This is a genomic window from Kocuria sp. UCD-OTCP, assembly GCF_000349605.1.
Lineage (GTDB): Bacteria > Actinomycetota > Actinomycetes > Actinomycetales > Micrococcaceae > Kocuria > Kocuria rosea.
Genome location: NZ_AOSQ01000054.1, coordinates 1 through 7,847 on the forward strand (window position 1 = coordinate 1; position 7,847 = coordinate 7,847).

The window sequence follows — 7,847 nt, forward strand, 5'->3', positions numbered from 1 at the left end:
GTTCAAGCGTCTCGGGATCCGTTACGACCGCACTGCAGCCACGCTGCTCCCGCTGCTCTTGCTCGCCGTCACGCTCATCAACTTCCGCCGACTGCGTCAGGTAGAAGAGTTACGAGACCAGGTCTTAGTCGGGCAGGCGCCGGCCGGTGACGGCGTCGAAGAGGTGGACGTGCTCCAGGGTCGGAACGACCCAAATTGTGGTGTCGGGTGCCGGTGGGGTGCGGCCCTCGACGCGGACGATGAACTCGTGGGCGGCCGGGTCGTCCTCGGCCCCGGTGGTGTTGTCCACCGGCACCACCGTGTTGGCGGCGGTGACGGGGGCGAGGTGGCCGTAGACGAAGGCGTCGGCGCCGAGTTCCTCAACGACGTCGGCCACGATCGGCAGCCCTTCGCCTTCGGGGGCGGGGTGGAGGTCCTCGGGGCGGATGCCGATGGTGACCTTGGTCTCGGTCAGCGCATTCCGCTGGGCGCCGGTCAGCGGAATCCTCACCGTGCCCAGCTGCACGGTGCCGCCGGTGAGTGGGGCACGGAAGAGGTTCATGGTCGGCGAGCCGATGAACCCGGCGACGAACTCCGTGGCCGGGGCATCGTAGAGCGCCCGGGGGGTGTCGACCTGCATGAGGTGCCCGTCCTTGAGCACCGCCACCCGGTCGCCCATGGTCATCGCCTCAACCTGGTCGTGGGTGACGTACACGGTGGTGACCCCGAGTCGGCGGGTGAGGGAGGCGATCTGGGTGCGGGTCTGGACCCGCAGCTTCGCGTCCAGGTTGGACAGCGGCTCGTCCATCAGGAACACCTGCGGGGAGCGCACGATCGCCCGGCCCATGGCCACGCGCTGGCGCTGCCCGCCGGACAGGGCCTTGGGCTTGCGGTCCAGGTAGTCGGTGAGGTCCAGGATCTTCGCGGCCTCCTCCACCCGGGCCCGGCGCTGGTCGGCGGGGACCTTGGCGATCTTCAGGGCGAAGCCCATGTTCTCGGCCACGGTCATGTGCGGGTACAGGGCGTAGTTCTGGAAGACCATCGCGATGTCGCGGTCCCGGGAGGGGACGTCGGTGACGTCGCGGTCGCCGATGAGGATCCGCCCGTCGGTGACCTCCTCCAGCCCGGCGAGCATGCGCAGGGTCGTGGACTTCCCGCATCCCGAAGGTCCGACGAGCACGAGGAACTCCCCGTCGGCGATGGACAGGTCCAGGCCGGTCACCGAGGGCCGCTCGGCGCCGGGGTACTGACAGGTGACATGGTCATAACGAACAGAGGACATAGTGGATTTCCTTCCGAGTCTCCCCAGGTGGCCCTGCGGGATAGTGGGATGTGGAGCGGCACCGGATGGTGCCGAGAGGTGTGGTGTGACGAAGAGCCGGACGGCGCGGCGGAGCCGGGAACAACTCGCGGCCCTGTCGGTCATTTGTCCGCCGCGAAGAGAACGTTGATGGCCTCGTTGGTTTTGATGCGGATCGACGCGGGGCGGTGGTTGGCCCAGATATCTTCGAACACCGGAACTAGCAGGTCCGGCCCACCGCTCACCTGTGCACCGTTGGTGACGGCATCTCAATGGTTCATCGGCTCAAGGCAGGCCTCCGGGACGCGGAAGAGAGGTGTCCGTACTTGCTCCATCCCGATTGCTAACCAAGCTCGGAGCGTCCGTCCGGTCACTGCGCAGCGACCCGAACGCGTCGGCACGCATGGGCACTTCCTGGTCGCTGGCCGTGGAGTGGGCGTGGGTGGTCTCGGCGAGCTCGACGGTCCGGCCGTCGGGACCGCCGAGCGACGTTCCCCAGTGCACCACGGAGGGCACCTGACTTTTCGAGAGTTGGACGAGGGCGGACACGTTCTCGCTGACTAGGTGCAACCGAAACGACCCGGTCGGGTCGGAAACGGTCGTTGGCTTCAGGGTCGCAACGGTCACGTCGGCTCCGGAGGGATTGTTCTTGTGTGGTTCACGCCATATTAGAAGTAACATGGACGAACATCAAGTATGTTAAAATAAACACAAAATTGTTTGAATGGTGAGGTATGCCACCACGACGCGCCTCCCCGCGCCGTCCCCGATCCAGGAGGACTCATGTCCGAGATGCTTCCCGACCGCCGACGGCGGAAGATCCTCGACCGGGTGCGTGCGGCCGGTGCCGTGCGGGTGGCCGACCTGGCTGCCGAACTGGGCGTGTCCGACATGACGGTGCGCCGCGACCTGGACCGGCTGGCCCGTGACGGCGAACTGCAGAAGGTCCACGGCGGGGCCAAGCTGCCCGCGGGGTCCTCCGCCGCCGAGCCCGGCTTTATGCACAAGTCCGAGCTGCAGCTGCCGGAGAAGGCGGCGATCGCGGCGGCCGCGGAGTCGATGGTGGAGCCGGGGATGTCAGTCTCGCTGAACTCGGGGACCACGACCTACGCCCTGGCCCGTGCCCTGCGCCGGATCCCCGAGATCACGGTGGTGACCAACTCTCCGCGCATCGCCGATGCGCTCCAGGACGCGCCGGTCACGGGGCAGACCGTGGTGCTGCTGGGCGGCGTACGGACCCCCTCCGACGCGCTGGTGGGTCCGCTGGCCACGGCTGCACTGCGCACGCTGCATGTGGACGTGTGCTTCATGGGCGTCCACGGGATCAGCGAGCGGGAGGGGCTGACCACCCCCAACATGATGGAGGCCGAGATCAACCGCCTCTTCCTGCAGCGCTGCGACCGCAGCGTGGTGCTGGCCGACTCCACCAAGTGGGGCCTGGTCGGCCTCTACCGCATCGCCGACCTGGACGAGGTCGACACCGTCGTGATGGACGACGGCCTCGACCCCGCGGCCCGCGAAATCCTGAGCCAATACGTTCCCGATCTGCGACTGGAGCCCGTCCGATGACCTCTCCCGCCCCCGCCGAGCGCGCCACCGCACCGCTGATCGCGCACCGCACCCACCACCTCGCCGACGGCCGGGAGGCCGTCTTCTTCTCCGACCGCGGCACCCCGCCGGTGGAGCAGGTCACCGACCACCGGCCCCTGGACGCCCGCTCCGGGCACGGCGAGGTGCGCTTCGACCGCCTGACCGGGGAGTGGGTGGCCGTGGCCGCCCACCGCCAGACCCGCACCTACCTGCCCCCGGTCGACCAGTGCCCGCTGTGCCCGAGCACGGGCGGGCGGGAGTCCGAGATCCCCACCGAGGACTTCGACGTCGTCGTCTTCGAGAACCGCTTCCCCTCGCTGGGCCCGGAGCTGGCCGAGCTGCCGGATCCGCGGCTGGTGGGGGAGCGGTCCCTGTGGGGTGTCCCGTCCCCGGCTGTGGGGCGGTGCGAGGTCGTGGTGTTCACCCCCGAGCACCAGGGCTCCTTCGCGTCCCTGCCCTTCGGACGGGCGCGCACGGTGGTGGAGGCGTGGGCCCAGCGCACCGAGGCGCTCTCGGCAATGGTCGGGATCCGCCACGTCTTCCCCTTCGAGAACCGCGGCGAGCAGATCGGGGTGACCCTGCACCACCCGCACGGGCAGATCTACGCCTATCCCTATCCGGCTCCGCATGCCGCCCGGCTGGCCGCCCGCTCCCGCGCGCACCTGGCCGCCACGGGCCGGGCCCTGATGGGCGAGATCCTCGCCGACGAGGCCGCGGCGGGGGACCGCATGGTGATCGAGGGCGAGTACTTCTCCGCCTACGTCCCCTACGCCGCGCGCTGGCCCCTGGAGATCCATCTGGTCCCGCACCGCCAGGTCCCGGACCTGGCTGCCCTCACCGGGGCCGAGCGCGATGAGCTGGCGGTCCTCTACCGCGATCTGGTGCAACGGGTGGACCGGCTCTACGACACGCCGACCCCCTACATCGCCGCCTGGCACCAGACCCCCGTGAACGCGGCCGACCGCGAGGCCGGGTGGCTGCACCTACAGCTGACCAGCCCGCGCCGGGCCGAGGACAAGCTGAAGTTCCTCGCCGGTTCCGAGGCCGCCATGGGCGCGTTCATCAACGACGTCACCGCCGAACAGACCGCCGCACGCCTGAGGGGGACCGCACGATGACCGACGAGCAGATCGATCACCACGAACACATCCGGGCCGAGGAGCACGCCCGCCGCTTCACCGAGGTGTACGGCCACGCCCCGGACGGGGTGTGGCGGGCCCCCGGGAGGGTGAACCTCATCGGGGAGCACACCGACTACAACGACGGGTTCGTGCTGCCCTTCGCCATCGACCGCACGGCGATGGTCGCCGTGCGGCTGCGCCGGGCCGCGGAGCCTGATCACGAGACGGTGGAGCTGGCCTCCACCTACGCCCCCGACGGGGAGCGGCTCTCCCGCGCACGGTTCACGGTCCCCGGGCTCACACCAGGTGCCGTCGGTGACTGGGGCGCCTACCCCGCCGGGGTGGTGCACGCCCTGGGCACCCTGGACGGGGTGGAAGTCCCCGGCTTCGAGCTGCTGCTGGACTCCACCGTGCCGGTCGGGGCGGGGCTGTCCTCCTCCCACGCGGTGGAGGTCGCCACGATCGTGGCGCTCAACGACCTGCTGGGCCTGGGCCTCGACGCCCCGGCCATGGCGCGGCTGACCCAGCGGGCCGAGAACGAGTTCGTCGGCGCGCCCACCGGGATCATGGACCAGTCGGCCTCACTGATGGGCCGGGCCGGCTCCGCCCTGTTCCTGGACTGCCGCTCCCTGGAGTCCGAGCTCGTGCCCCTGCCGGTGGCCGAGCACGGGCTGCGAGTCCTGGTGATCGACACGAAGGTCGCCCACTCCCACGCCGACGGCGGCTACGCCGCCCGCCGTACCGCCTGTGAGCGCGCCGCCGCCGCCCTCGGGATGGCCTCCCTGCGCGACGTCCCCGCCGACGCCGACCTGGCCGTCCTGGACCAGGAAGTGGCCCGTCGGGTGCGGCACGTGCTCTCCGAGAACCGCCGGGTCCTGCAGGCGGTGCAGCTCCTGCGCGACGGCGACGTGGCCGGGGTCGGGGGCCTGCTCACGGCCTCCCACGCCTCCCTGCGCGAGGACTACGAGGTCTCCTGCCCCGAGCTGAACCTCGCCGTCGACACGGCCCTGGCCGCCGGAGCACTCGGCGCCCGGATGACCGGGGGAGGCTTCGGCGGCTCCGCCATCGCCCTCGTCCCCGCGGACCGGGAGGAGCAGGTCCGCAACGCCGTCCTGCGCGGCTTCGGCGGCCTGAAGACCCCCGACATCTTCACGGTCCTCCCGGCGGACGGCGCGCAGCGGCTGTGAGCTGGTTGGTGACCGGCGGCGCTGGCTACATCGGGTCCCACGTCCTCAGGGCGTTCGACGAGGCCGGCATCGCCGTCGTGGCCCTGGACTCGCTCGTCAGCGGCCACCGCGAGTTCGTGCCCGGCACGATCCCGTTCGTCCACGCCGACGTCCTGGACACCGGCACCGTGACGCAAGCGCTTCGCGACCACGACGTCAGCGGTGTCGTGCACCTGGCCGGGTACAAGTATGCCGGGGAGTCCGTCAGGAACCCGTTGCTGACCTACGAGCAGAACGTCACGGGGACCGCTCACCTGCTCACCGCCATGGAGAGGGTCGGGGTGCGGAACATGGTCTTCTCCTCGTCGGCCGCCGTGTACGGCACGCCCCGGGCCGGCCTCGTCACGGAGGGCACTCCCACTCTCCCGGAGTCGCCCTACGGGGAGAGCAAGCTCATCGGGGAGTGGCTGATCCGTGACCAGGGACGGGCCCGGGGGTTGCGGCACACCTCGCTGCGGTACTTCAACGTAGTCGGTTCCGGGACGCTGGAACTCCACGACACCAGTCCCCACAACCTCTTCCCCCTCGTCCTGACCGCACTGGCCGAGGGCCGCCGACCGAAGATCTTCGGCACGGACTACGACACCCCAGACGGCACCTGCGTCCGCGACTACGTCCACGTCGGCGACCTCGCCGCAGCACACGTGGCCGCGGGCCGGGCTCTCGAGTCCGGCCGGACCCTGGAGCCGGTCTACAACCTCGGCTCCGGGACGGGTGTCTCCGTGCGGGAGATCATGGAGACCACCGCCCGCATCACCGGCATCGACTTCACGCCCGAGTTGTGCGACCGCCGCCCCGGCGACCCGGCCCGGATCGTCGCCGACGGAACACTGGCCGCCCGCGACCTCGACTGGAGGATGCGCCACACGCTCGAGGACATGGTCGCCGGCGCCCGCGCCGCGCACCGGTAGATCGCCCACATTGCCTATGACAGTCCGAACTCTGCGAAGCCACCGTCCTGCGCCTCCCACAGGACCGATCTGGACTCCTGCCCGTTGGCGCGTTGCCAGACCTCATCAGGTTAACGGCTGCATTGATGATCATCTCCGCGTTTACTCTGCGCGCCATCGTGATGGTTGGAGGCCTGAAGAAGCGTGGCCATGCGGTTGAATCCCTGGGCAGTCGTGCAGGCATCGACGGTGCCTGCGGTGGAAGATTGTCCCTCATTTTTTGCGGTCAATGGCGGGAATGCTCAGACATTAATCTTCTCAGGAACCAGTCTGAACGTTGACGTTTCAGCTTTTTTCTCATTAAGTCGAACGATGCGGCTAGACATGTAGCTCCTTTGGCTTCTAATTCAATGCTATTAGCGGTGCCCAACAGGCTCTAGGAGAGACTCATGACATCGTTCATGCTGGCTGCTGGCGGCTACACGGCGCTTGTCGACACCTTTTCAGCTACGCTTTGTTCGCTCGAATACGAAGGCAGACCTCTCGTAGTCGCCCATACTCCGGGCGTCGCCAATGTAGATTACAGAGGCGTCGTGTGTGCCCCCTGGCCGAACAGATTGGCTGACGGCCAGTACCGCTTCGGCGGTCGGCATTACCAGGTTCCTGTCAATGAGCCCGAAAAAGCGACAGCGTTGCACGGACTCGGGGTCTTCCGTGACTGGGAGGTCTTGTCCAACAGTAAGAGTGAAGTTGTACTCGCTTTGCGACTGGGCTCGGACGCAGGATATCCCTTCTCCGTACGGGTGGAAGCCCGATACATGGTAAGTCGGGACGGCTTGCGCGCCGAGATTCGCGGCGTTAATGAGGGGCAGACGGCAGCACCATATGGATCTTGTCCACACCCATACCTGGTGGCTGGGTCTGGGTGTGTCAATGATTGGACGCTCGAACTGGAAGCGGATCATTACTTGAGCGTCTCTCCTCAGCGTATGCTCCCGACGGCGCTTACCCCCACCGCCGAAGGGCCTTTCGACTTCCGCTCCGGGCGCGGCATCGAACAGATGCCCATCGACAATGCCTTTACCGGCGTGGCCGCCTCGTCGCGCGGAAGATGTATCGCCCGCCTCACGGCGTGTGACGGTCACGGAGCACTGCTCAGCTGGGACCCTCGCGCCAAGTGGGTGCAGATCTACACCGGGGACCACCTCCGGGGCAACCCACGTGGCGGTTTGGCTGTCGAACCGATGGACTGCCCGCCAGACGCTTTCAACTCCGGCGAGGACTTGGTCGTCCTCGCCCCCGGGGTTGAGCACTCACTGTCCTGGGCGCTGGAGGCTTTCTAGTGTCCTGGTCCGACCGAAGACAGAGTGGGTGCCGAGTGGGATCCTCGCCGCGCTTGAAGGCTGCGGGGCGTCATCGCCGGGGCGTGGATCCTGACCCAGCAACCGCAACTTGATCCATGCCGCGTGTGCACACGGTGTGCTTCCGTCCTACTCGACCGATTCGCCGGGCTTCCCACCTGCCCTGTGCCGACAGAGACGAGACCACGCATCCCGATCACCTCCTGCTCGAGTCGGTCCAGCCCGGACTCGGTGGCGTCTGGATACTCGTGCAGTAAGACCTGGTCTCAAAACCTGATCGGTCGTTGCCCACCTGCCTGGGAACGGTCCACAGTGCCTGCATGACGACGAGGACGCAGTCGTGGATGGTCGATGACCGTCTGTGGGAGCTGATCGCCCCG

The 7,847-nt window shown here is 68.2% G+C and carries 6 protein-coding genes; 5 read left to right on the forward strand and 1 reads right to left on the reverse strand.

Going from position 1 to position 7,847, the window contains the following annotated elements:
- Window positions 1-124 precede the first annotated feature (124 nt).
- Window positions 125-1,261, reverse strand: a complete 1,137-nt coding sequence (locus H488_RS32980) for an ABC transporter ATP-binding protein (RefSeq protein WP_031283567.1) — start codon at window positions 1,259-1,261, stop codon at window positions 125-127.
- 801 nt (window positions 1,262-2,062) lie between these two features.
- Between H488_RS32980 and H488_RS32990 the strand changes: the two genes are divergently transcribed.
- The 5 genes from H488_RS32990 (at window position 2,063) to H488_RS36750 (ending at window position 7,449) form a co-directional block, all read left to right on the forward strand.
- A complete protein-coding gene (locus tag H488_RS32990; protein WP_017834515.1) occupies window positions 2,063-2,848 on the forward strand; it encodes a DeoR/GlpR family DNA-binding transcription regulator in 786 nt (261 codons plus the stop codon).
- Complete coding sequence (gene galT, locus H488_RS32995; RefSeq protein WP_017834516.1) at window positions 2,845-3,987, forward strand: galactose-1-phosphate uridylyltransferase; 1,143 nt, start codon at window positions 2,845-2,847, stop codon at window positions 3,985-3,987. Before H488_RS32990 ends, galT begins: the two co-directional genes overlap by 4 nt.
- The gene (galK, locus tag H488_RS33000) at window positions 3,984-5,177 is read left to right on the forward strand and encodes a galactokinase (protein ID WP_017834517.1); all 1,194 of its coding nucleotides are present in this window, start codon (window positions 3,984-3,986) and stop codon (window positions 5,175-5,177) included. The genes galT and galK overlap by 4 nt, the downstream gene beginning before the upstream one ends.
- On the forward strand, window positions 5,174-6,127 hold the full coding sequence (galE, locus tag H488_RS33005; RefSeq protein WP_031283569.1) for a UDP-glucose 4-epimerase GalE: 954 nt from the start codon (window positions 5,174-5,176) through the stop codon (window positions 6,125-6,127). The genes galK and galE overlap by 4 nt, the downstream gene beginning before the upstream one ends.
- A gap of 428 nt (window positions 6,128-6,555) precedes the next feature.
- Window positions 6,556-7,449, forward strand: a complete 894-nt coding sequence (locus H488_RS36750) for an aldose 1-epimerase family protein (RefSeq protein WP_031283570.1) — start codon at window positions 6,556-6,558, stop codon at window positions 7,447-7,449.
- The last annotated feature ends 398 nt before the right edge of the window (window positions 7,450-7,847 follow it).

Excerpts from the sequence above, each read along its gene's own strand:
- galT (WP_017834516.1), top strand. The coding sequence starts at position 2,845 with ATGACCTCTCCCGCCCCCGCCGAGCGCGCCACCGCACCGCTGATCGCG.
- H488_RS36750 (WP_031283570.1), top strand. The coding sequence starts at position 6,556 with ATGACATCGTTCATGCTGGCTGCTGGCGGCTACACGGCGCTTGTCGAC.
- H488_RS32980 (WP_031283567.1), bottom strand. The coding sequence starts at position 1,261 with ATGTCCTCTGTTCGTTATGACCATGTCACCTGTCAGTACCCCGGCGCC.
- galK (WP_017834517.1), top strand. The coding sequence starts at position 3,984 with ATGACCGACGAGCAGATCGATCACCACGAACACATCCGGGCCGAGGAG.
- H488_RS32990 (WP_017834515.1), top strand. The coding sequence starts at position 2,063 with ATGTCCGAGATGCTTCCCGACCGCCGACGGCGGAAGATCCTCGACCGG.